The sequence below is a fragment of the Rudanella paleaurantiibacter genome (assembly GCF_009184635.1).
Classification (GTDB): domain Bacteria; phylum Bacteroidota; class Bacteroidia; order Cytophagales; family Spirosomataceae; genus Rudanella; species Rudanella paleaurantiibacter.
In genome coordinates, this window is the sequence record NZ_WELI01000001.1 from 318268 (window position 1) to 342807 (window position 24540).

Genomic DNA, 24540 nt, shown 5'->3' on the forward strand with positions numbered 1-24540 from the left:
TTGCAAAATAAATTGGGCCTGTGGCTCAGTTTTGAAATATATTCGACCCGTTTGATGTTATACGTCTGGACGGTTCCACCATGATCTTTTCACCCAAACAACCGGCCAACAAAAGTATAGATGGAAAAAAGCAGTCTTTTGTCGCGTGTGCTCAAATCAGTTTTTTTCCGGTCGGCAGGCGGTCGCGCTTACCGAACGGCCAAAAACAGCCGCAGTATCCTGAAATTAGTGCAGGACGCCCTTCAGAAGTCGGGTGGCCTCTCGGGAGCCAACGCAGGCATTCGCGCGCAGCTTAGCCTGTTGACCCGCCTGCTCAAAGCGTACGCGTCGGGCGAGTATCGCGAGATACCCTGGAAAACGCTGCTTCGGATGCTGGCCGTACTGATTTACTTTGTGTCGCCCATAGACTTTATACCGGACTTACTGCCGGTCATTGGTCTGACCGATGATATTGCCCTGTTGATGTGGCTGTTCAGTTCCGTAAAAGACGATCTGGAGAAGTTTGCACAGTGGGAGAGCCGGAAGGATATTATCCCGATTGGCTAACTTTTAATGAGGAATGGTTAATGAATAATGGTTGATGCGGAGCCTTTGGCCAACCTGTCAGACAGTTGATTATTCATTCTGCATTATTCATTTTACGTTCTTTTACTTTAACTTTGCATATATTCAAATCCCAAAAATTATGACTTTCGCATCCATTTTAGGTTTCCTTGGAGGACTGGGCACAGGAGAATTGATTCTGATCTTTGCAGTGATCGTCCTGATGTTCGGCGCGAAAAAACTTCCCGAATTGGCCCGTGGCCTGGGAAAAGGTATCCGTGAGTTCAAGGATGCCACGAAAGACGTTCGCGAGAATATCGAGGACGGACTGAGAGAAACGAAATAAGCAGAATTTGTCGAGCCGCCCACGCGGCCTGAAGTCGCAGATCAAAAGTCGGTTGACGCATTCATCGTGACTGCGTAGGTCGACTTTTGATCTGCGACTTTTGACTTTTTGCCCCTCCGTAGCGATTTTTGGCTTTTGACTTTCATATCGTGACCGATTACTACCGTAGCTTTTCTTTGGTTCAGGCCGACCTCCGGGCGGGCACCATTACCTGCCGCCAACTGGTGGATGGATACCTCGCCCGTATTGAGGAGAACCGACATCTCAACGTTTTTACGGAGGTTTATGCCGAGGAGGCCCGCCAACGTGCCGACGATCTCGACCGGCGCTGGGCGGCCAACGAACCCGTAGGGCGATTGGCGGGTATGGTCATCGGTCTGAAAGACGTACTCAGCCATGCCGGCCACGGCTTGCAGGCGGGTAGCCACATGCTCGATGGCTTTGTGGCTCAGTTTACGGCCACGGCTGTACAACGGTTGCTCGATGAAGATGCCATTGTGATCGGTCGCCAAAACTGCGACGAATTTGCCATGGGATCGTCGAACGAGACATCGGCTTTTGGGCCTGTCCGCAACGCGGCCGACCCCACGCGGGTGCCGGGTGGGTCGAGCGGTGGTTCGGCAGTGGCCGTGCAGGCAGGTCTTTGCCTGGCCAGTATCGGCTCCGACACCGGGGGCTCCGTTCGGCAGCCGGCCGCTTTTTGCGGAGTTACGGGCCTCAAGCCTACCTACGGGCGCATCAGCCGCTGGGGTCTGATTGCCTACGCTTCTTCGTTTGATTGCGTGGGTCCCATTGCCCACACCCCCGCCGATTGCGCGCTTCTGCTCGAAATTATGGCTGGCCCCGACGAGTTCGACAGCACTGTGTCGAACCGCCCGGTGGAAGCCTACAGCGCGGCTACCCAAATGGCGAGTGCCCCCCGGCGGATTGCGTACCTCCGCGATGGGGTAGAGAGCCCTGGTGTGGATGCGAGCATTCGTGAGGCTACCCAACGCACCATCGATGCCCTGCGGGCGGCTGGTCATACCGTGGAACCGGTGAGCTTGTCGCTGCTCGATTCACTGCTGCCTACGTACTACATTCTGACAACGGCCGAAGCCAGCTCCAACCTGTCGCGATTTGATGGGGTGCGCTACGGCCACCGGACTGCCGAGGCCACCGACTTGATTGAGCTGTACAAAAAAAGCCGGACTGAAGGCTTCGGTTCCGAGGTTCGTCGGCGGATTTTGCTTGGGACGTTTGCCCTGAGCGCCAGCTACTACGATGCGTATTACACCAAGGCGCAGCAGGTTCGTCGGCTGATTCGGGAAGAGACCGAGCGGTTGTTTGCTGAGTATGATTTTCTCCTGTCGCCCACTACGCCCAGCCCGGCATTTAAATTGGGTGAAAAAACCGGCCGAAATCCTGACGACGATCCGCTTCAGATGTACTTAGCCGACATTTTCACCGTTCAGGCTAATGTGGTGGGTTACCCGGCTATATCAATTCCCAACGGTGCCACGCCTGAGGGCTTACCCATTGGCCTGCAACTGATGGCCTCGCCTTTCGCCGAAGCCTCGTTGGTGGCCATAGCACAGGAGATTACCGATTTGTAAATGCTTTTAGGAGTAATTTTGAGTTTGAGGCTTATTGTTTGGGTCGATTCAGTAGGGGAGTTTCACGTTGAAAGCGATCTGTCCGCTTGAGAATCACGTAAAAAATGGCCTAAGAACCCGGAACGAGTAAACATCTAAAACCAAAACGCAGCATGAGGAAAGCAGCCGTTGTGATTGTGAGCCTGCTTGGTTTCAGTACAGTTTGTTTGGCGGCCCGCCCGTTTGTGGCCGATACCACCCGCACCGATTCGGTGGTAGTTGTTGAAGAATACACCAGTACCCCCTCGGTACCCGCAGCGCTCCTGCAGGAACGGCTGCCCAAATTGCAGAAAACCATTCCGCTGCCGTACCACAAAACGGTGCATGGGTTTGTCGATCACTTTTTGTTCAGAAAACCCAGTTACACCCGCACCATGCTGGAGCGGATGCCGATGTTTTTCCCGTTGTACGAGCGTTTGCTGGCTCAGTACAACCTACCCGACGAACTGAAATACCTCTCCATTGTGGAGTCGGGGCTGAACCCCCGGGCTGTGTCGCACGCGGGTGCGGGTGGCCTTTGGCAGTTTATGCCCGGCACCGGTCGCGATATGCGTTTGTACCAAGACGACTACGTAGACGAGCGAATGGAACCTGTAAAAGCGACCGAAGCCGCCTGCAAGTACCTCCGCGACCTGTACCGCATTTTTGGGAATTGGCCGCTGGCTCTGGCGGCCTACAACTCGGGGCCTGGTACGGTGAAGCGGGCCATGCGCCGGTCGGGGGGCGATTCGTTCTGGACAACCTACGACTACCTGCCCAAAGAAACCCGGGCGTATGTGCCGCAATTTATCGCCTTTACGTACGTCATCAACTATGCGGCTGACCACGGCATTACGCCCGAAGCCCCCGATTACCCTATTCCGTTCGATACGATTCACGTGAACAACTACTTCAACGTGGTCACGTTTGCCAAACAGACTGGCATTCCCGTGTCCGATATGCAGAAACTAAACCCGCACATTACCACGGGGGTGTTGCCGCCGTACACGCGCAACTTTATGCTCCGTGTGCCCAGCGATCAGTTTGCGTATTTCGAGCGGCACCGGAAGGCAATTCTGGACTCGGCGAGCCGGATACCCAACGTGATGGATCACATTCTGCTGGCCGATACCGAGGGGGTTCAGTACGATGCTCTCAAGCAGGTTCAGGATAATGATCGGTTCTCGCTGTCGCGGTTGAGTGCGCAACAACCCACAACACTTTTGGCCTCGAACGCGCCCGTCCTGAGCGATGACGAACCCGCCCCCGACGATGTAGACGAGGTACTCGTGCAGAAACCTAAAAAGATCACGTACGTGGTCAAGAAGGGTGAGGGTTTGTTTCGGGTAGCCGAGCGGTTTGGTGTAGAGCTGTACGACCTGAAAAAGTGGAACAAGCTCACGTCGAACACCGTTGCGGTGGGGCAGAAGCTGATTATCCTGAAGGATGTAGGCGAGACCCAGGCCGAAGCATTAGCCGATCAGGGCACGCCGAAAGCGACCAAAACGAAGTCGGTAGCAGCCCGCAAGCCAATCAAGACCCGTTACCACCGGGTACAGCAGGGTGATACCCTCTGGAACATTGCCCAGCGGTACGACGGCCTGACGATTGAGCAACTGAAGAAAGTTAATAAAATCCGGGGCAATGCTCTTAAGCCGGGCCAGAAACTCATTGTGGGCTAGTGTCTATTGGGAGTACCCACTGAGGGTAACTTTAGCGTCTGTTTTGAAACGATAATCGGGCCTTGCTAATCGTAGACCGGTGCGTCAATCGGTACCATATACATTGGGTTATTCTCCCCCTTTTTGTGTATATTTACCGATTAGTAACCCTCTAAACGAGACGCCATTAAGGCATGATTGCATACTTAGACGGAACGCTGGCTTACAAAGAGCCAACTTACGCTATCATCGACGTGAAAGGCGTAGGCTACGCGGTTCACATCTCTTTAGCCACGTACTCAACACTTCCCGGCGGGGGCGACAAGGTAAAACTGTTTACCCACCACATTTTTCGGGAAGATGCCCAACTCCTCTACGGATTTGCGAGTGGCGACGAAAAATCCCTGTTTCAGGATTTGATCAGCGTGTCGGGGGTGGGGCCTAACACCGCCCTGATGGCTCTGTCGGCCCTGAGCCCGTCTGACCTCCGTATGGCTATTCTGTCGGAGAATGTGCGGGTGGTGCAAAGCATCAAAGGGGTAGGTGCCAAAACGGCCCAACGAATTATTTTAGAGTTAAAAGATAAGATGAAGAAGGCCGGCGTCATTCCCGACGGGCCCACGTACCGGCAGGTGGCGGGTGCTAATCCCGTTCGTGAAGAAGCCCTGGCTGCTTTGATGGCCCTCGGCTTTCAACGGCCATTGGCCGAGAAAAATGTCGATTCTATCCTGCAAAGCGCCGATGGTGCCGATCTGAGCGTTGAAGACGTAATTCGCCGTGCACTGCGCTGACAATGAGCAACGCACCGTGAACAACTAACAACCAACAGTGAGCAGTTACCAATGACTGGTAATTCTTTGCTTTTTGTTGATAATCAATGTGTTATTTTTTGTAAGGCCGTATGCGGCTCTACATGTAGGCGTTCTGAGCACAGTTAGTTGCTCATTGTTAGTTGTTCACCGTTCTCTGTTCGTTGTTATTGTTCGCTGTTCATTGTCCAATGTTTATACGATTGGCACGATGTTAGCCGTTTGAAGTGAAGACCTGTGCAGTTGCCGTATCGTGATCTGTCACACCACCGATTTGACGCATTACCAATGGTGAACCCTTACCTTGTTCACGACTTCTTATTTACCTCTGTGACTACGCTTCAACGCCGGATCAGGCGGCAGGCTGTAGCCCGATGGCTGCTGTGTGCAACGCTGGGGGTTTCGGCCGTTAGCGTGCTGAATACGAACGCACTGGCCCAGAACGGTCGGCGCGGAACCGTACCCCGGCGCAATACCACCCCGGCGGCTCAGGCAGCCCAACAGGCCGACTCAACCCGGCGTGCCAATGCCCGTTTGGCGGCTCAGGAGCGCGCCGATAGCATCCGGGCGGCCCGCTCGGCCAATCGGCGGCCTACCGTCAACTGGCCCGACCGGTACGCCACCCGCTTCTCCGAACGCACATCCCGCTCACCGTTTATCCTGCGCGATCCGCAAGGAGTGGGGACCGATATTCGGCTCGACAGCCGCGACCGCCTGTCTGTTTACGAACAAGTACGGCCGGGCGTCGGTACGTTGGGCGTTGGTACATCGGGCGTCGCTTCACCGCAAGGGCCTATATCCAGTACAACCCCGCCGGGCGCATCCACGCCGGGCGTCGGTACGCTGCCATTCAGGCCGGCCGAGAGTATCCCGTTTAGTGATTATCAGCGCCTGCAAAATGGGCGCGCACAGCAGTCGCTCTGGCGTGATTACAGTGCACAACGCGACGGCCAAAGTGCCGTACGGGGGCGTGGGTTACTCCCAAAACTGGAGTTGCCGCCAGTAGTCGACCGGCTGTTTGGTGGATCGCAGGTCGATTTTAAGCCCAACGGGTTTGTGATGCTCGACTTTGGGTATCTGCATCAGTTTATCGACAACCCGGCTATTCCGGTTCAGCAACGGCGGCAAGGTAATTTTATCTTCAACGAGCAGATCAACATCAACTTCAATGGCAAGATTGGGGAGCGGCTCGGTATGCTCGCCAACTTCGATACCAAAGCCAGCTTTAACTTTGAGAATGCCCTCAAACTGAACTATAAACCACAAGGCTTACTGCCGCCCGGTTTACCCGGTGGCCTGCCCGGCGGTTTACCGGGTGGCTTGCCCAATGGTCGTAACCTTACACAGGGGCTGGGGGCTCCTTCTATTCCTGATTTTACGCCCAAGAACGAAAGCATTATTCAGGGCCTCGAACTGGGTAACATTAGCTGGCCCATCAACAGCCAACTGATTCCGGGCGTGCAAAACCTCTTTGGTTTCAAATCGCAGCTTCGGTTTGGGCGGCTCAACGCAACGCTGGTGGGCTCGCAGCAACGCTCACGCAAGCAGGAGATTGTGTTGCGGGGTGGCACCATCGGGCGGCCGTATGAACTCCGGGCCGATCAGTACGATGAGAACCGGCACTTCTTCCTGTCGCAGTTTTTCCGGGATAACTACGAGCGCGGCTTGCGGTCGCTGCCCATGATTACAACGGGTGTGAATATCACGCGTTTGGAGGTCTACGTTACCAACCGAACCAACACCACCGAAACCCTTCGTAACCTGGCGGCTTTCTCTGATTTGGGTGAAAACCGGCGGCTCAATAGCCCCAACAACCCGAATGTGCAGATTATTGCCGGATCGGCTACGGCCGATAACCGCTCGAATACCCTCTACGACCGGCTTCGGAACAACCCCGATATTCGGCAGGTTGACCGGGCGAGTTTTGTGCTCGACGGGCAGTTTGGCTTCCAGAAGGGCGTCGACTACGACCTGTTGCGGGGCGCCAAGCGCCTGACCGATCGGGAGTACAAATTTCACCCTGAGCTGGGTTATATCTCGTTGCTGACGCCCTTGCGCAACGACGAGGTGCTGGCTGTGGCTTTCGAATACACCTATCAGGGCCGGAGCTACAAGGTGGGTGAACTGACCGAGGATTACCAGAATCGGCGCGACAATGAGGTGCTGGTGCTGAAAATGCTGAAGTCGGCCACTATCCGCAACAACCTGCAATTGCCGATGTGGGACCTGATGATGAAAAACATCTATACCCTCGGTGGGGCAGGTGGCATGGGCGGAGCTGGTGCGATGGCTGGTCAGCAGATTAACCGGCAGGGCTTTCAGCTCCGAATCGTGTACAAAGACGATCAGACGGGTATCGATAACCCCAACTTGCAGGAGGGGCAGAACCTGCGCGATCGGCCGCTGGTGCAGGTGTTCAATATGGACCAGTTGAACCAGCAACTTGATAAGCAGCCCGACGGCAACTTCGACTTTGTCGAGAACGTAACCGTTGATCCGCGATTTGGCCGGATTATATTCCCCGTGCTCGAACCGTTTGGGTCGTACCTGTCGCGGCAGTTTACCGATGCCGAAGAAGACCTGCGGGCAAAGTACGTATTTAATGAGCTGTACCGCCTGACCCTGGCTGATGCCATTCAGGTGCCCGACCGCAACAAGTTTTTCCTCAAAGGAAGTGTGCAGTCGGGGGTAGGGCCGTCCGTGCAGTTGCCATTTGGTGTGAAAGAAGAATCGGTGCAGGTGTCGGCCGGGGGCGTTCCTCTGTCGGCCGGAGCCGATTACATTTTCGAGGCTTCGACGGGCCAACTCCGCATCCTGAACGAGAGCGTGGTAGCATCGGGCCGCGAGATTCGGATTGCCTACGAGCAGCCCGACTTGTTCCAGAACCAGATTCGCCGACTCATCGGTACCCGGCTCGACTACGCCATCAGCCCCGATATTTCGGTGGGTATGACGGCCATGAACATGCGCGAAACGCCCGCCGGTTTTCTGACCCGCGTGGCCATTGGCAATGAGCCTGTCAACAACACAATTCTGGGTTTCAACCTGAACCTCCGGAAAGAATTGCCCGGCCTGACCCGCTTTGTCGATAAGCTGCCGTTCCTGCAAACCAAAGAGTTGTCGACCATTGCGTTGCAGGCCGAGGTAGCCCAGCTTTTCCCCGGTGTAGCGCCCCGTGTGAATGACAACTCGTTTATTGATGATTTTGAAGCCGCCCGGACCATTTTTGACCTGACCCGACAACCGACCCGCTGGCGTTTGGGGGCCACCCCGCTCCAGTTTCCACAGGGTACGGTTCAGAATCCGTTGGAGTACGCCTACAACCGCGCCAAAATTTCGGTGTATAGCGTCGACCAGACTATTTACAACAACACCTTGCCGGGGGCTATCCCGCTCAACCTGTCCGAAGACGACAAGCGGAATTTCTATGAGCAGTACTTTCTGCCTAACCAGTTGTTTCCCGGTCGTTCAACGCCAACCGTTGTATTACCGACCCAAATCCTCGACGTAGCTTACTTCCCCAGCGAGCGGGGTATGTACAATTACAATCCTAACCTGACCCGTGAGGGCTTCCTGCCCAATCCACGCCAGAACTTCGGTTCGGTAACGCGGGCGGTGGGTTCGGATATTGATTTCGACAATGCCAACGTCGAAACGCTTACCTTCTGGATGATGGACCCGTTTTTGCCCGGTGAGCGGGGTAAGGTGCGGGCCTTCCCCGACGATTCGCGCAACAAACCCAATACCACGGGCGGGCGGTTGATTTTCAACCTCGGCGATATTTCGGAAGATGTAGTGAAAGACGGTCGGTTCAATTTTGAAAACGGCCTGAAAGTAAACCCCGAAGACCGCGGCCCCGACAACGACACCACGGCCTGGGGTAAGGTGACCCGGCAGCAGTTTGTGACCAATGCCTTCTCAAATCAGGCCGGAGATCTCGAACGGCAGGACGTGGGCCTCGACGGGTTGACCAATGCCGAAGAGCAGCAGAAATTTGCGGACTTCCTCACCCAGATTCGGCCCCGGGTCAATGCTGATGCCTTCGAGCAGATTCAAAGCGACCCATCAAACGACGACTTCCGGTTCTACCTCGGCCCACAGGCCGACTCGGCTAAGTACATCGTTGCCCGGTACAAGCAGTTTATGGGCATGGATGGTAACTCCAAAGACCTCAACAATCGCAACCAGTTCCTGACACCCTCGTCGACTAACCTGCCCGATATTGAGGATTTGAACGTCGACAATACCATCAACGACAACGAAGCCTACTACGAATACCCCATTGATCTGCGGCCGGGACAGTTGCAGGTTGGCCGGGGCTATATTGTTGACAAAATTGAAACGGAGGGGACTACCTGGTACCAGTTTCGGATTCCGGTGCGCGACTTTGCCCGCAAGGTCGGTAATATCAACGGCTTCAAGTCGATCCGGTTCATCCGGATGTACATGACCGATTTCCAGGAGCCGGTAGTGCTTCGGTTCGGGCAGCTTCAACTGGAAGCCAACCAGTACCGCCGGTTTACAGGCGACTTGAATCAGCGTGGTTTGCAGGAAGTGCCCGAGCCCTACGATGCTCAGTTTAAGGTTACTACGGTAAATATCGAAGAGAACAGTCAGAGCACAACGGCCGTTACCGGGGGGGGAGTAGCACAGACCAAATATCGGTACACGGTGCCGCCGGGCTTCCAGCGCGACCGCGACTTTACGCAGATTGCCAACGTGGAGCTCAACGAGCAGTCGATGGCGTTGAGCGTGACCAACCTGCGCGATGGCGACTCGCGGGGGGCTTTCCGTATCACCAACCTCGACCTGCAATTCCGCAAGCGGCTCAAGATGTTTGTGCACATGCACAACGAGCAGGATGAAAGCGGGCAGGTGGCGGCCTTTATGCGAATTGGTACCGACTTTACGGATAACTACTACGAAATTGAAACCCCCGGTCTGCAGGCCACGCCTTCGTCGGCCATTGCCGATACCGAAGTATGGCCCAACGAGAACGAAATAGATATTCTCCTGCAGGACCTGATCGACCTGAAAGTTCGCCGAAATGGTGAGCTGACCCGTCGGTCGGCGGTGCCTTACGAGGGACAGGCCGTTGATCCCGACGACCCGTCGAAAGTGTACAAGATCACGGTTGTGGGTAACCCTGACCTGAGTGCGGTGCAGTCTGTTATGATTGGGGTACGCAACCCGCGTTCGGCCGATCAGCAACCCAAAACGTTTACGATCTGGGTGAACGAACTTCGCACCAACGGCTACGACCAAACGGCCGGTAAGGCTGGGGTGGTGGCTATGAACGTCAAACTGGCTGATTTCGCCAACGTGACGGCTTCAGGTAAGTTTACAACCTTCGGATTTGGCGGGGTACAAACCAAAGTGGGCGAGCGTACGCGTGACCTCACGGTGGAGTACGGGGTGTCGTCGGCAGTGTCGATTGATAAGCTCTTTCCCGAAAAGTGGGGCCTGCGCATTCCGATGTATTTCAACGTCGATTCCCGCCGGATTGCCCCGCAGTTTGACCCGCTCGACCCCGATGTGAAGCTCGAACAGTCGTTACTGGCCTTCCCCGATGGCTCGGCCCGGTCGTCGTACCGCCGGATGGTCGAGGACCGCACCATGCGCCGGGGGATTAACCTCTCCAACGTGCGGAAGGTGAAAACCAACCCCAACGCGAAGAATCATTTCTACGATGTCGAAAACTTCGGGTTCTCGTATGCCTTCAACGACATTGAACGCACCAACATCCTAACCGATCAGTACCTGCAACGGCAGTATCGGGGGGGCATTACGTACACGTACAGTCCGCAACCCCGTATACTTGAGCCGTTCAAGAACGTAAAAAGTCTGGAGCGCAAGTACCTGTTCTGGCTGAAAGATTTCAATCTGAGCCTGGTACCCTCCGTGGTATCGATACGGACGGATATGGACCGGAGCTTCATTAAAACCCAGCTTCGTAACGCCGACCCTACGGCTGCGGGCAGTGGCGGAACGGGCCTGACCACCCTTGGCGTGGCTCCGTTGTTCGAAAAATACTTCCTGTTCAACCGGTACTACGATATTACCTGGAACCTGACGAAAAACCTGTTGCTCACCTATAAGTCGCAGGCCAACGCCATTATCGACGAACCGGCGGGCGACATTGACCGCCAATGGAAACGCGACTCCATCTGGCAGAGTGTGCAGAAATTGGGACGCATCAAAAACTACCAGCAGGATCTGCGCTTTACGTACCGACTTCCGCTCGATAAACTCCCGCTCACCGACTGGATTGCGGCCGATGTCAACTACGGCATGGGCTACCAGTTTCAGGCCAACGCCTTTGGCCTAACCGACTCTACCGGGGCTTCGTTTGGTAACGTATTGCGCAACAACCGCGAGCGGGGTATCACGGGCCGTATCGATCTAGTGCTGCTTTACAACAAGATCAGAGCGTTACGCTGGGCCAATACGCCCTCGCCGGTGCGGAAAAACTTTGCCCGCAGCCCCGGTGATATTGAAGAAATTGTGCGTAACGAAAACCGCTTGCTCAAGTCGGCTACGCGGGTGTTGCTAACCGTGCGCGGCATCAACTTCAACTATACCATTCAGGAATCGACCATTTTGCCTGGTTTCTTGCGGACACCCCGGTTCTTCGGGCTCGACCGTGAGGGCGCGCCCGGTCTGCCGTTTGTGTTGGGGGCACAAGACCGGCAGATTCAGATCAAGGCGGCCGAGCGTGGCTGGCTCACCAACAGCACCGTGCTCAACACGGCGTTCCAGCAGAGCATCGCCAAAAACTTCACGGCAACTACTAACCTGGAGCCCTTCAAGGATTTCCGGATGAACGTACAGATGCGGCTCACCCGCGCCGACTCGTATCAGGAGTTTTACCGGCCCTCAACCGTAGGTGGCAACTTCGAGAGCCAAAGCCCGGTGCGCAACGGTCAGTTCAGCATGTCGTTCTGGTCGTTCCGAACAGCCTTCAACGACCTGGGCTTTAGTTCGCGGGTAAATAATAATGCTTCGACCCTGTTCAAGCGGTTCGAAGACAACCGGAAAGAGATTCTGGCGCGGTTGCAGCAGGTAAACCCCACCGAGCCGGGCCGACCGGGCAGCTATACGCTCAACTCGCAGGATGTTCTGATTCCGGCGTTTTTTGCCGCCTACAGTGGGCAGAGTGTGAAGAAAACGAGCCTGTCGCCGTTCTACAATTTCCCCCTACCCAACTGGCGTATCGACTACACGGGTCTGAGTAGCCTGCCGATGTTCCGCAAACGGTTCAACTCGTTTACGCTGGCCCACAGCTACACGTCGAACTACAGCGTAGGCAACTTTGTGTCGGCACTCGACTACTCGGCTATGCTGGTCAATCTGGCTGTGATGGATTACCCGTTGGCCAGCCGGGCCACGCTCGAAGGTCTGTACATTCCGGTTTTTGTCATGAGCACGATCCAGATGACCGAGCGGTTTGCACCCTTGCTGGGCGTTCAGTTCCAGACCAAAAACCGCTGGTCGGGCCGGTTTGAGTATAACCAAAGCCGCGATGTAGCACTCAACCTTTCCAACGCGCAGGTGGCCGACCTGACCAACAAAGACATCACGGCAACGGTAGGGTACACCAAAAACAATTTCCGGTTGCCCTTTATGGTTAACGGGCAGCGTCGGCGGTTGAAAAACGATATGACGTTCCAGTTTCAGTTCACCCTGCGCGACACGCGGGCTATTCAGCGCAAGCTCGATGCCGAGCAGATTGTCACGTCGGGCAACTATAACTTCCAGATACGCCCCACGATCAATTATGTTGTGAGCCGCCGGTTGAACCTCAACTTCTACTTCGACCGTACGTTCAATGATCCGCTCGTACTCAACTCGTACCGTCGGGCAACTACGGCCGGTGGGGTACAGGTTCGCTTCAATCTGGCCGAATAAGGAGTGTTGCTAACGTATTGAGAGGTGTCATCTTATGTGGAAAGATGACACCTCTTTTTGTTTTCTATGGGCTTGGGCAGCGATGTCCGCCGGGCGGCCTCAACCAGCTGCCTCACGTTAAGATTAGATTATATATGAAAGAATTGACAAATAAATTTTTGATAAAATAATTGTGCTCTCCAACTTTGGGGCAAAGTAGTCTACTACTTTGATGGACTCTTTGCCCATGCAGACACCGTTACTAAGCAAACCTATTCTTCCTGATCAACTGGCTATACCCCTGGTTGTAGGCTTGCTGGTTGTGCTGACGACGCATCTGGGGCTAATGCCCCTTGACCCGGGCGATGAATCGCGCCGGGCGCTGGTTGCCCTTGAAATGAAACTGTCGGGCGATTACCTCACGCCAACCCTCAACGGCGAGCGGTATTTCAACAAACCACCTCTTTACAACTGGATTATTCTGGGCTCGTATGCCCTGTTTGGTTCGTATTCGTCGTTTGCTCTGCGTTTCCCAATGCTTGTTTCGTTGCTCCTGTTTGGGCTGACGATCTACGCGTTTGTGCGCCGGTACACATCGCCCACGGTTGCGTTTCTGGCTGCTCTCATGACGCTCACCACCGGCCGGGTGTTGCTGTACGATTCGTTGTTTGGCTTAATCGAGATTACCTACTCGTGGGTTACGTACACGACCATGCTACTGGTATTTCACTTCGAGCAACGGCAAAAATACACCCTCATGTACCTGAGCAGCTATACCCTAACAGCGGTTGGGTTTATGCTCAAAGGCTTACCGTCAATTGCGTTTGAGGTGCTGACACTGGTGGGGTGGCTGGGATACACCCGGCAATGGAAACGGTTGCTGCATCCGGCGCATCTGGCGGGAGTGTTGCTGTTTGTTGGATTGCTGACGACGTATTATGTGGCCTACTTCAGTCGCAATTCGATTCCATTGGCCGAGGTGGCTGGCGTACTGTTCAATGAGAGCGCCAAACGGACGGTTGCTCATTTCGGGATTGGGCCAACCGTGCTGCACTTGTTTACATTTCCGGTGGAGGTCTTGTACCATTTTGCGCCCTACCTGCTTTTGGTGGCCCTGTTGTTCCGGCCCGGAACCCGCGCTCAGGTTCAGCAGCAGCCCTTTATTGCGTTCAATGCGTTGACGTTTGGGCTTACCGTGCTGGTGTACTGGACCTCGCCCCAAACCTACGGTCGCTATCTAATCGGTCTCATGCCGTTATTGCTTACCGTTCTGGCTTATCTGTACGTCAACCACAGTACCCCCACCGAGCCATACCGGTTCTGGGTGGAGCGGATATGGTTGGTCGCTACCGGTATTCTGGCGGTCGGGTGCTGGGCCACGTTGTTTGTACCGGCTACCCAACAACTACCCGGTATGGTCTGGAAAACGGCCTGTATATCGCTGGGGCTGGCCTTGCTGGTCTTACAGATGGTCCGGCAACCGGCCAACCGGTTAGTCTGGCTCGTGGCTGTCATGCTCGTCATTCGGTTGGGGTTCAATTGGCTGGTACTACCCGGCCGGGCTGCCAAGCGGGCTCTCTACAAGCAGAAGACTGAGGAGGCCGTACGGCCCACCTTGGGCAGTCCGCTGTATGCATACCGTAACACGATTGTGTTTGATGGCGGGGCCGACCTCAACACATTCCATATTGAAGCCTTGCGGGGCGATGTGCTCCGGCGCAGTACCCAGAAAATACGGGGGGCGTACTACATCGCTGATTCGGCCAATCTGGTGGGCGAGCCATACCGGATTGTACGGCCAATAACCCTGTTTGATCGGCATTCTGCCTACGTTATCCAGTTTAGAGACGATGATTCCACGCCGTAGACACCCCCTGAAACGCCGATTTGCGCTGGCCGCCTTGCCGCTCGGGAGCCTGCTGGCGGTTGTCTGCACCAATGTGCGGGCGCAGGTTCGGCTTGTACCCGACGAGCGGGAATTTGGCCTCAGCACACAGATCGGCCTGGGTAGCCCGGCCCGGTTTGTGCCTAACAGTGAGCAGGCTGCGGTAGGCGTTGAGGCTTCGTTTAACCGACTGCTGGTTCGGCAGAATAACGGCGTACCGTGTGGGCCGCTTGCCCGCGCCGGGGTGTTGGTACAGGCGTATTCGTTTCGGAACCCAGTTGTACTGGGGCATTCGCTCGGGGCTGCCTTGTTTTACGAGCCACAACTGCTCAGTTGGGGTCGTTTGGCGGTATCTGGCCGGATTCTGGCGGGTGTTTCGTACGTGAGTCGACAGTACGATGCCGAAACCAACCCGACCAACCGGGCTATTGGTACAGCCATGAACGGCCTGATTGGTGCGGGTTTGCTGGCCCGGTACGTAGTAGCCCCCGGCTGGCGGGTTCTGGTTGGGCTGGAAGGTAAGCATCTGTCAAATGCGGGTGTTCGGTTACCCAATCAGGGACTCAACACGCCCGCTCTTACGGTTGGTATGACCTATTTTACCGGAGCGTCGGGCGCGCAGTTGGCCAAACGGCCTAAGTGCCCTTCGGGTATGCTGGGTAAACGGTGGCTCACCCGGATGGTGATGCTGGGGTCAACGCGGGTTTTGCCGGCCACCACCGACCGCCCGGAGCGTGGCTACCCCATCTGGGGGCTTAATCTGGTGGGCGGGTATGCCGTTTGGCGAAGCCATTATCTGTCGGGTGGGGTAGAGGTGCTCGACGACCGGAGTTTTCGGGAACAGCTTCGGCGGTGGCACGGGGGGTATCAGGCGCATCGACAGGTAACCATGCTGGCGGGCTACGAATGTTGGATGGGCCCTTTCGGTCTGACCGCGCATATGGGCTGGAATATTGTCCGGCCCCCTACGTATAATCCGACAACGTATCAGAAATATAGCCTGCTGGCCAAAAGCCGATCGGGCCTGACGGGAGGAGTAGCTGTAAAGGCTTATGGCGACGATACAAAGAATATTCAGCTCGTTTTGGGGTATTCGCTCTGATAACCACCCACTTCCGAGTGTAAGTAATATTCTGTTCACTATTTAGCTGGACTAAGTAGGTAAATGGGGTTTGTGTAGGTAATGTTTTTTTGAAAAAAATTTACATGAACATAAAGTCATAATTTAGATATATCCTGTTCGGGCCTTATCTTTGACTGTCTGGAAGAAAATTCTGAGGGGTTTTGACCAAAATGCAGGGATAAAATTTGTTTTTTAATATAATTAATATTCATATGTCAAGTTTTTCTGTTGAGGTGAGCAAGCGAGTATTTATCACTGGACTTTTCTTACTAGTCTGGCTGTCGGGTTGCGTGAGTCCTAAACAGTTGGTCTATTTTCAGGACATATCGAGTACGCCCGATTCTATCCGTTTGGCCCCTTTCTCGGCAACCATTCGGCCGGGTGATCTGCTGTCGGTACAGGTGAGTAGCCTCAACCCCGAAGCCTCGGCTTTTTTCAATCCGCACCCGGCACAGCCGCTTACAGCCGCCCCGTCGACGTTGAACTCAACAACGCCCCTGCCCGCTTACAACGGCTATCTGGTAGCCCCTGACAATACCATTACCCTGCCCCTGATTGGCAAGGTTGCGGTAGCGGGCCTGACCAATGTACAGGCTGCCAGTCAGATTCAGACCCGGCTGAAAGATTATCTCAAAGAGCCAACGGTGAGCCTGCGGAATCTGAACTTCCGAATTACGGTACTGGGCGAGGTGGCCCGACCGTCGCTCTTCAATATTTCGAACGAACAAATTTCATTGCCCGAAGCCCTGGGGCTGGCGGGCGACCTGACCGTGTACGGTCGGCGCGATAATGTGCTTGTGATCCGTGAAGAAAACGGAAAGCGTACCTCCGTGCGGCTCGACCTGACCCGGCGCGATGTATTTCAGTCGCCTTACTACTACCTGCACCCCAACGACGTGGTGTATGTAGAACCCGTTAAGGCGCGGGTCGCTAGTGTCGACCGGGTGTATCAGATCACCCCTATTGTACTGAGTGCCCTATCCTTTCTGGCCATAATTGCTTCACGCTGGTAAACTCAAGAAGTACTATGAACAACGACTCAACTTATTCTTACGTCCCGTACCAGATGGTCGAGGGCGAATCGAAAAACTTACGGGCGGTACTTATGCGATATGCGCGTAACTGGCCCTGGTTTGTAGCGAGTATGGCTATCGCGCTGGCGGCTGCCTACGTGTACCTGTTGTATCAGCAACCGGTGTATAAAGTGCAGGCCAGTTTGCTGATTAAGGACGAAAAGAAAGGCCTTGATCAGAGCAGTGTGCTGAAAGAACTCGAAATCTTCACGCCCAAGAAGGTGGTCGATAATGAGATCGAGATTTTGAAGTCGTACACACTGATGGACAAGATTGTGTCGCGGCTCCAACTGACTACCCGGTATTATAAACCAACCCGGTTTGGGTACCGCGAAGTGTACGAGGCTCCGTTTCGGCTGATTGTGGAGAAGCCAACACCCCAGTTGTACGAAAGCGAACTGAATTTTGCCTTTTTGTCGGATCAGACGGTCGACATCAACGGGAAGGTGTACCCCCTCAACGAAAGTGTGCAGACGCCTTACGGTCGTTTGCGGGTGTTCAACCGGAAGCCCGTGGGGGTTAATACGGAACCGGTTCGGGTGCAGGTGGTGACGCAAACCGAAGCCGTTACCGACTTTTTGAAGAAGCTCAAGGCCGAGCCAACCTCAAAGGCATCGAGTGTGATTATGCTGACCCTCGAAGATGCTGTGCCGCACCGGGGTGAGGCCATGCTGAATGAGTTGATCGAAGAATACAATCAGGCGGCCATTGCCGACAAAAACAAGATGGCGGCTAACACCCTGCGCTTTATTGAAGAGCGGCTGGCCCTGATTTCGAGCGAACTGGCATCGGTGGAGAAAGACGTAGAGCGCTACAAATCGAACCAGGGAATTACCGATCTGGGGGCGCAGGCGCAGAATTTTCTGGCCACAGTGCAGCAGAACGACGTACAGATGAATCAGGTAAAGATTCAGATGAGCGCCCTCAACGACCTGGACCGGTATCTGAAGAGTCAGTCGAGCAGTCAGGGGTTGGCCCCGGCTACCCTCGGCCTGGCCGACCCGGTATTGCTGGGGATGGTAAACCGGCTGTCGGAGCTGGAACTGAAGCGGGAGCAGGCCGTGCGGACTACCTCGGAGCTGAACCCGATTGTACAAACCCTCGACGGGCAGATCAAAGAAACCCGTACCAACATTACGGAGAATGTAGAAACCATGAAGAAGCAGCTGGCGAGTACGCAACAGCAGCTGATGGCCAACAATGGTCGCATGGAAAGCATGATTCGGACGATTCCGGCCAAGGAGCGGTCGTTGCTGGATATTACCCGGCAGCAGTCGATCAAGAACGGGCTGTACACCTACCTGCTTCAGAAGCGTGAAGAAACAGCCGTTTCGTTTGCCTCGACTATTTCGGATAGCCGCACGATTGATGCTGCCCGCGCGGGTAACCTGCCCATTAAGCCGGTTCGGCGGTTTTTCTTCCTGGTGTTTGGTTTGCTGGGTTTGCTGCTGCCCATTGGGGTGATTGCGGGCCGCGATGCACTCAACAACCGGGTATTGCGCCGGGCCGATGTGGAAGATCAGACGCAGGCCCCGATTCTGGGCGAGTTGGTCAAGAACAAAAATGGGGAGGCTATGGTGATTCGGAGCCGGAGCCAGTCGGTTTTGGCCGAACAAATCCGGACGCTGCGAACCAATCTCCAGTTTTTGCGGACCGATGCAGAGCGTAGTCAGGTTCTGTTGTTCACGTCGAGCATCAGTGGTGAAGGAAAGTCGTTTATCTCGCTCAACCTGGGTGCCAGCCTGGCCCTGACTGGCCGCCGGACGGTGGTACTGGAAATGGACCTTCGGAAACCCAAGCTGCACAAAAATCTGGGTATTGCCCACGGGTCGGGTATCAGCAATTACCTTATTGGTGATGCAACTGTGGAAGAGATTCTGCGGCAGGTTCCGGGGCACGATAACTACTTTATCATCACCAGCGGGCCAATTCCGCCCAACCCTGCCGAACTGCTCAGCACTCCGAAGCTGACCGAACTGATTAATGCCCTCAAAGAGCATTTTGATTATGTATTGATTGACTCACCGCCGATTGGTCTGGTGACTGATGCCCAACTGATTGCCCCATTGGCCGACGCTACCCTGTACGTGGTGCGCCACGACCTAACGCCCAAACTGTACCTGAAACAACTGGATACGTGGTATCGGGAGCAGCGGTTCCAGAAACTCAATGTGATTCTGAATGCCGTGGGTGATGGTGAAGCGTATTACAACAGCTACGGCTACGGGGGATACTACGACGAGAAAAAACCGGCGCGAACCGGCAAACGAGCGTAGCGCCAACTTCTTTTTTATTCCGGGTTATACTGCCAATTATTTCGTTTTGTTCCCATGCTTTCCATCGATTCAACTTATACTAAGGTTCACGACGTTCGTCGTGATGTTGATGCGGTAGCTACCGGTTTACAATCATCCTGGTATTCGCAATACGGTAAGCGATTGTTTGATATTACGGTTGCTTCGCTTGTTACGCTCTTTGTGCTTTCGTGGCTGCTGCCCATTGTATGCCTGATCATCCGGATTACCTCACCGGGTCCGGGTTTGTTCAGGCAGGTGCGGTCGGGTAGGCGGGGGCAGGTATTTCGGTGCCTCAAGTTTCGGACGATGTATTACAACCCTAAAGGGAACTTTGCCCAGTGCCGACAGCATGACTCCCGCGTGACGCCCATTGGCCGGTTTTTGCGTCGGACTAACTTGGATGAAATGCCGCAGTTTCTGAATGTACTGTGGGGCGATATGAGCATTGTAGGGCCCCGGCCGCATGCCATTCAGCACGACGAAATGTACTGGACCCGGATTCCGAGCTATCATAAGCGGTATCTGGTGCGGCCGGGTATTACGGGCCTGGCGCAGGTGCGCGGGGCACGGGGCGAAACCCGCGAACTGATCAATATGAAACACCGAGTTGATTATGATCTGCTGTACGTTCGGCGGGAGTCGCTGGGGCTCGATGTCAAGTTATGCCTCGCTACAGTGAAGGCGATGGTGAAGGGTAATGTTAATGCCTGGTAGGGGAGGGACCACCGGCCGAGAGTGACCACCCCCTAACCCCCTCTTGAAAAACAGGAGGGGAAACAGACAGACAGTTTACCTACAGGTGACCTTCAATATGTCAAGTTGGTGGTGTACAATTCCCCCTCCTTAGTTCAAGGAGGGGGTTAGGGGGTGGTCGTCCGCTACGATCAAGTAAAACACGCAGGTATCAGACTGCGATATAACCCGGAAAGGCATTGATTGCCGTTCCGAAAAACACGAAAGCTTTTCATGTTCGCCGTAATTCATGCGCTTCGGTTTCGCCTGCAACGACCTGCCAATGTGGTAGACGGTGCGGCACCCTCCAGTGCCGCACCCTCCGGTGCGGCACTCGAATCGAAAATCAACCGGAGCATTGTGGTTTCGTTTGGGGTTCGGTTTCTGAGTATAGCCGTTACGTTTCTGTTTATTCCGCTGGCTATTCAGACGCTCTCGCGGCATGAGTTCGGAATCTGGATGGTGTTGTTTTCGATGGTCAACTGGTTGGCCATTGTCGAAACGGCGGTTATCAATTACCTGCGCAATGAACTGATTGCCTGTTTTGTGGCCGACGATACCGACCGGGCCGGGCAGGTGGTGGCCTCGGCGGTGGCTACGGCCGCCCTCATTGCGCTGGCATTGGTTGGCGTGGCTGGTGTGGCGTATCTGATGGGTTGGCTCAGCCCGTTGCTTAGCCTGCTTTCGATCAACGAACCGGGTGTGCAGCAGGCGTTTGGGGTGGTGCTGGTAGGGCACGTGTTGCAGATGATGATGAAGCTGTACAACGGGGTGCTGCTCGCTGACCATAAAGTGTACCTGACATCGGTGAGTTTGCTGACCTGTAACCTCATCAGCTTTGTCGCGATTCTGCTGCTGGCCTACTTTCAGGTTAACTCACTACTTGTATTCTCGGCCATTCAGAGCTTCATGCCTATTGTGGTGTACGGCGGCTTTCTGGCGTATGGGTTTCGGACGACGTACGCCCGGCTTGTGCCCAACATAGGGCATTGGGCAAGTGTACGTATTGGCTCGGTGCTGAGCCGTAGCGGTAGCTTTTTTGTGTTGCAGCTCGTGAGTACGCTCATGTTTACGTCGGGTAGCCTGGTGGTGGCCCGGTACTTTTCGGCTACCGAAGTGACTACCTATGCCGTTACGGCCAAGTATTACAGCCTTATTCCGACCATCTACGGCATCGTGATTGCGCCCTACTGGTCGGCCTTTGCCGAAGCGTTTCTGAAGCGTGACCATCGCTGGATTACGGGTACTATGAGTCGGCTACACAAGTTCTGTGTGGCTACGGTACTAGTGGCGGCTGGTATGCTCCTGATGAGCAATATCGCGTGCCGGATCTGGCTGGGCAATACGGTGACTATTCCGTTTGAGCTGGCGTTTGCCTTCACGGTGTATTCGGGCGCGTATGTGCTCCTGAGTAACTACAACTACTACACCAACGCGGTGGGTCGGTTACGGTTGGCTACGATTGTCTCAGCGGTTGGTTGTGTTCTCTTTTTCCCGCTCAACTACCTGTTTATCGAGGTGCTGGGATTAGGGTTGTCGGGTGTGGTGTGGGTGAGCACGGTCTGGTGCCTCTTACTGACCCTGTGTTGCCGGTACGAATACCAAAAATCACTGGCAACGCTATGAAAAAGCCTACCCTACTGAATAGCCTCTATCGGCTCGTGCGGTACGGATACCGGCTCGTGCGGGGCGCTATCGGTCAGGGGCTAAGTAAGCTGCTACTCCGGGCCAATATGGTGGAATACGGAGCCAATTTTCGCAGCAACGGCGTATCCATTGTCGACATTCGGCACCCGGCGTCTATGCGTATGGGTGATAATGTGTCGCTCAACAACGGGCTGAATTACAACCGGATAGGGCGGCAACAGCGGTGCATGTTTGTGGCCAACTACGGCGGGATAATTACCATTGGTAACCACGTAGGTATGAGTGGAACGGCCCTGATCTGCCACTGCGGCATCAGTATTGGCAATCATGTACTGATCGGGGGCAACACCGCCATTTACGATACCGATTTTCACCCGATTACGGCCGAGGGCCGACGCCGGGGCTCCCACGCCGAACAGGCCGCCAAAAAGCCGGTACGCATCGAAGACGATGTGTTTATTGGCGCCCACTCGACTATTCTGAAAGGCGTGACCATTGGCCGGGGGGCCGTGATCGGGGCCGGGTCGGTGGTGTCGCGCAATGTTCCCCCCTACGAAATCTGGGCTGGTAACCCGGCCAAGTTTATCAAAGCCGTCGACCAATGAAGAATCTACCTTACATATTGCTCATGTACGCGGGGGTACTGGCTTTCCCGTACGCTCTCGAACTTTACTTCGGGTTTGGCGAATCGTACCTGTACCCATCGGTAGAGAGTCATTTGCCCCTCTTACTACCCATTATTGCCATTTTTACCCTCCGTAATTTCTTTACCCGCTTCTTCCTGTCGGTTTGGGTAGCGTGGTTGCTGGTTGGCGAAACGTTCATTCTCTCGTACTACGAACACAACCCGTATTATATCGCGCAGGCTGAGGGTTGCCTTATCTACGCCCTCTTTCTGGCGGCTCTGTCGGCCGGGATGCTGCTGTACGAACAAAGCAACCCGCAGCGAATTCACGGAGCCATTCATAAAGCTATGCACACCTCGGTGTCGTACGACCTGGGGTATCTGGAGTACGGCTTTGTGGCGTATCCGTTTATCTGGATTGCCATTATCTACAGCAACATTGGTTTTATTCCGCTTCTGGCTGGTAAAGACATTACCGACAGCATGTACGAGATTCAGTACGGCTACATTTATGGCTATGGCCTCTACAACTGTGTCAGTGCGCTGGTGGTGTACCGCAAACTACGCATGAGCCGGGCTCTGATGGCCAAGGTTCTCTGGGGATTGATATTGCTGGTGGTAGTCCTGATTATGTCGTTCGATAGCAAGCGGCTCTTTCTCCTGCTGACAATCCTGGCCATCATGGTCTACGAGCAGATGACAACCCGCAGCTTTCGGATCAACAAAGGCATGATTGTGGCGGGTTTGTTTGCGCTTGTCATGTATAGTGGTCTTCAAAGTGTCCGGCTCGGTAACAGCGACGTGGGTAAATATTCGAGTCAGGGTTTACCCGTGGGCGTCGAGTTTCGGGAGTACATCCGAACCGTCAATAGCTTCGGGCCGGGCGATATTGCCAACTATGACCTGCTCACGAGTACCCTCGGTCAAATGCTTAATTCGTCGCTGATTCGGTTGGCGGGTTTCGACAAGACCGAGCTGATTAGCCAGGATAGTGCCACCGCCTGGATGAAACTCTTCGACGATAACAATGCGCTCGGTATCCGAACGGGCCTGATTTCGGAAGTGTATTTCGCCTATGATTTTGCCGGTCTGTTGCTGATGGTTCTCATCGGGTACGGGATCAGTGCCTTGGGCAATGCCCTGCTCAGAGCGGGTCGGTTTAGCCATCTGGTGATGCTGGCTACCGTGTACGGCCTTACGCTCCTGACCGTGTTCGGGCAGCTATCCGTTTGGGGCGGGTGCCTCACCGTACTGGCTTATCTGTATGCCCTGTTGTCTGTTTTCAATCTGATTTTGGGCCGAAAGAGCCCTCAGCCTGCCGTACCTTATCTTGTTCGTCATGATTTACGTCGTTATTCCCGTTCATAACCGCAAACAGTACACCCGTACCTGCCTGCAATGCCTGCGCGGGCAAACGTACCCGTCGGTGCAGACAATTATTGTAGACGATGGCTCTACCGATGGTACCGACGCCATGGTGCAGACCGAGTTTCCCGAAGCCGTGCTGCTCAAAGGCGATGGTAACCTTTGGTGGACCGAAGCCACCAATGTAGGTATCCGGTACGCGTTTCATAAGGCTCCCGCCAACGAAGAAAACTTTATCCTGACCCTCAACGACGATACCGAGGTGGGTCCCGATTACGTGGCGCAGCTGCTGGCTACGTACCGCGAGCACGGCCCCTGTCTGGTTGGTTCAGTAAGTGTGGATTCGGCCAACCCGGCCCGGCTCGAATACGCTGGTACCCGTGTAAACCTGCGCTGGACGGGTGAGGTCGATCTGGCCAGTCAGCAGTATCAGAATCAGTACAGCCGCCTGAAAAGCGGCCCAACGGCCCTGCGTTCAGATAGTTTGCCGGGTCGGGGTGTACTGATTCCGTTTCGGGTGTTGCACGAGATTGGCCTGTTCGATTCGCGCCGGTTTACGCACTACATGGCGGATATTGAGTTTAGCGTTCGTGCGCACAAGGCCGGTTTCCCGCTTATGGTATCGGTTTTGGCCGTTGTGCGCGAGCACGTACACGCTACTGGCCTCGATGTGAAAGGAACGCTATCGTTGGGGCAGTTTGTCCGGGGGATGTTCTCCATGCGGTCGTCTACCTACCTCAAGCCCCGGTTCTATTTTGCCCTCCGGCACTCACCAACCCATTTGCTTTACTTTCTGCTCGATGTAGCCCGCATGTTTACCGGCTACACCCTGCGCCGGTACAAATCCCGTACGCTCAAAGCCGGGCTCTAAGCGAGTACACCGTCCTGTTCAGCGACTTCACGATAGCCCGCGCCGAACCAGCCCGAGGCCCCA

General features: G+C 54.9%; 15 protein-coding genes. All 15 read left to right on the forward strand.

Going from position 1 to position 24540, the window contains the following annotated elements:
- Positions 1-120 precede the first annotated feature (120 nt).
- The 15 genes from F5984_RS01375 to F5984_RS01445 all read left to right on the forward strand — a co-directional run bounded on the left by F5984_RS01375 (position 121) and on the right by F5984_RS01445 (position 24477).
- Positions 121-546 (forward strand): YkvA family protein, encoded by a 426-nt coding sequence (locus F5984_RS01375; protein ID WP_152122110.1) that lies wholly within the window; start codon positions 121-123, stop codon positions 544-546.
- A 139-nt stretch (positions 547-685) separates the two neighbouring features.
- On the forward strand, positions 686-889 hold the full coding sequence (locus tag F5984_RS01380) for a twin-arginine translocase TatA/TatE family subunit (RefSeq protein WP_019987899.1): 204 nt from the start codon (positions 686-688) through the stop codon (positions 887-889).
- Between the two features lie 149 nt (positions 890-1038).
- The gene (gene gatA, locus F5984_RS01385; RefSeq protein WP_246168764.1) at positions 1039-2484 is read left to right on the forward strand and encodes an Asp-tRNA(Asn)/Glu-tRNA(Gln) amidotransferase subunit GatA; all 1446 of its coding nucleotides are present in this window, start codon (positions 1039-1041) and stop codon (positions 2482-2484) included.
- Between the two features lie 152 nt (positions 2485-2636).
- Positions 2637-4184, forward strand: a complete 1548-nt coding sequence (locus F5984_RS01390; protein ID WP_152122114.1) for a lytic transglycosylase domain-containing protein — start codon at positions 2637-2639, stop codon at positions 4182-4184.
- Positions 4185-4357: 173 nt separating this feature from the next.
- Positions 4358-4954 (forward strand): Holliday junction branch migration protein RuvA, encoded by a 597-nt coding sequence (ruvA, locus tag F5984_RS01395; RefSeq protein ID WP_152122116.1) that lies wholly within the window; start codon positions 4358-4360, stop codon positions 4952-4954.
- 306 nt (positions 4955-5260) lie between these two features.
- Positions 5261-12880 carry a T9SS outer membrane translocon Sov/SprA gene (gene sov / locus F5984_RS01400; RefSeq protein ID WP_152122118.1) on the forward strand — a complete coding sequence of 2540 codons (7620 nt, stop codon included), beginning with the start codon at positions 5261-5263 and terminating at the stop codon, positions 12878-12880.
- A 226-nt stretch (positions 12881-13106) separates the two neighbouring features.
- A complete protein-coding gene (locus tag F5984_RS01405; RefSeq protein WP_246168765.1) occupies positions 13107-14726 on the forward strand; it encodes an ArnT family glycosyltransferase in 1620 nt (539 codons plus the stop codon).
- Entirely contained in the window at positions 14710-15846 is a 1137-nt protein-coding gene (locus tag F5984_RS01410) for an acyloxyacyl hydrolase (protein WP_152122120.1), read from the forward strand. Before F5984_RS01405 ends, F5984_RS01410 begins: the two co-directional genes overlap by 17 nt.
- Before the next feature lie 233 nt (positions 15847-16079).
- Positions 16080-16880, forward strand: coding sequence for a polysaccharide biosynthesis/export family protein (locus tag F5984_RS01415; RefSeq protein ID WP_044129382.1), 801 nt, complete (start codon positions 16080-16082; stop codon positions 16878-16880).
- A 14-nt stretch (positions 16881-16894) separates the two neighbouring features.
- A complete protein-coding gene (locus F5984_RS01420) occupies positions 16895-19216 on the forward strand; it encodes a GumC family protein (RefSeq protein ID WP_152122122.1) in 2322 nt (773 codons plus the stop codon).
- A 54-nt stretch (positions 19217-19270) separates the two neighbouring features.
- The gene (locus F5984_RS01425; protein WP_246168766.1) at positions 19271-19951 is read left to right on the forward strand and encodes a sugar transferase; all 681 of its coding nucleotides are present in this window, start codon (positions 19271-19273) and stop codon (positions 19949-19951) included.
- A gap of 252 nt (positions 19952-20203) precedes the next feature.
- Positions 20204-21595 (forward strand): lipopolysaccharide biosynthesis protein, encoded by a 1392-nt coding sequence (locus F5984_RS01430; protein ID WP_152122124.1) that lies wholly within the window; start codon positions 20204-20206, stop codon positions 21593-21595.
- Positions 21592-22221, forward strand: coding sequence for an acyltransferase (locus tag F5984_RS01435; protein ID WP_152122126.1), 630 nt, complete (start codon positions 21592-21594; stop codon positions 22219-22221). Before F5984_RS01430 ends, F5984_RS01435 begins: the two co-directional genes overlap by 4 nt.
- Positions 22218-23609 (forward strand): hypothetical protein, encoded by a 1392-nt coding sequence (locus F5984_RS01440; RefSeq protein WP_152122128.1) that lies wholly within the window; start codon positions 22218-22220, stop codon positions 23607-23609. Before F5984_RS01435 ends, F5984_RS01440 begins: the two co-directional genes overlap by 4 nt.
- On the forward strand, positions 23581-24477 hold the full coding sequence (locus tag F5984_RS01445) for a glycosyltransferase family 2 protein (RefSeq protein WP_152122130.1): 897 nt from the start codon (positions 23581-23583) through the stop codon (positions 24475-24477). Before F5984_RS01440 ends, F5984_RS01445 begins: the two co-directional genes overlap by 29 nt.
- Positions 24478-24540 lie beyond the last annotated feature (63 nt).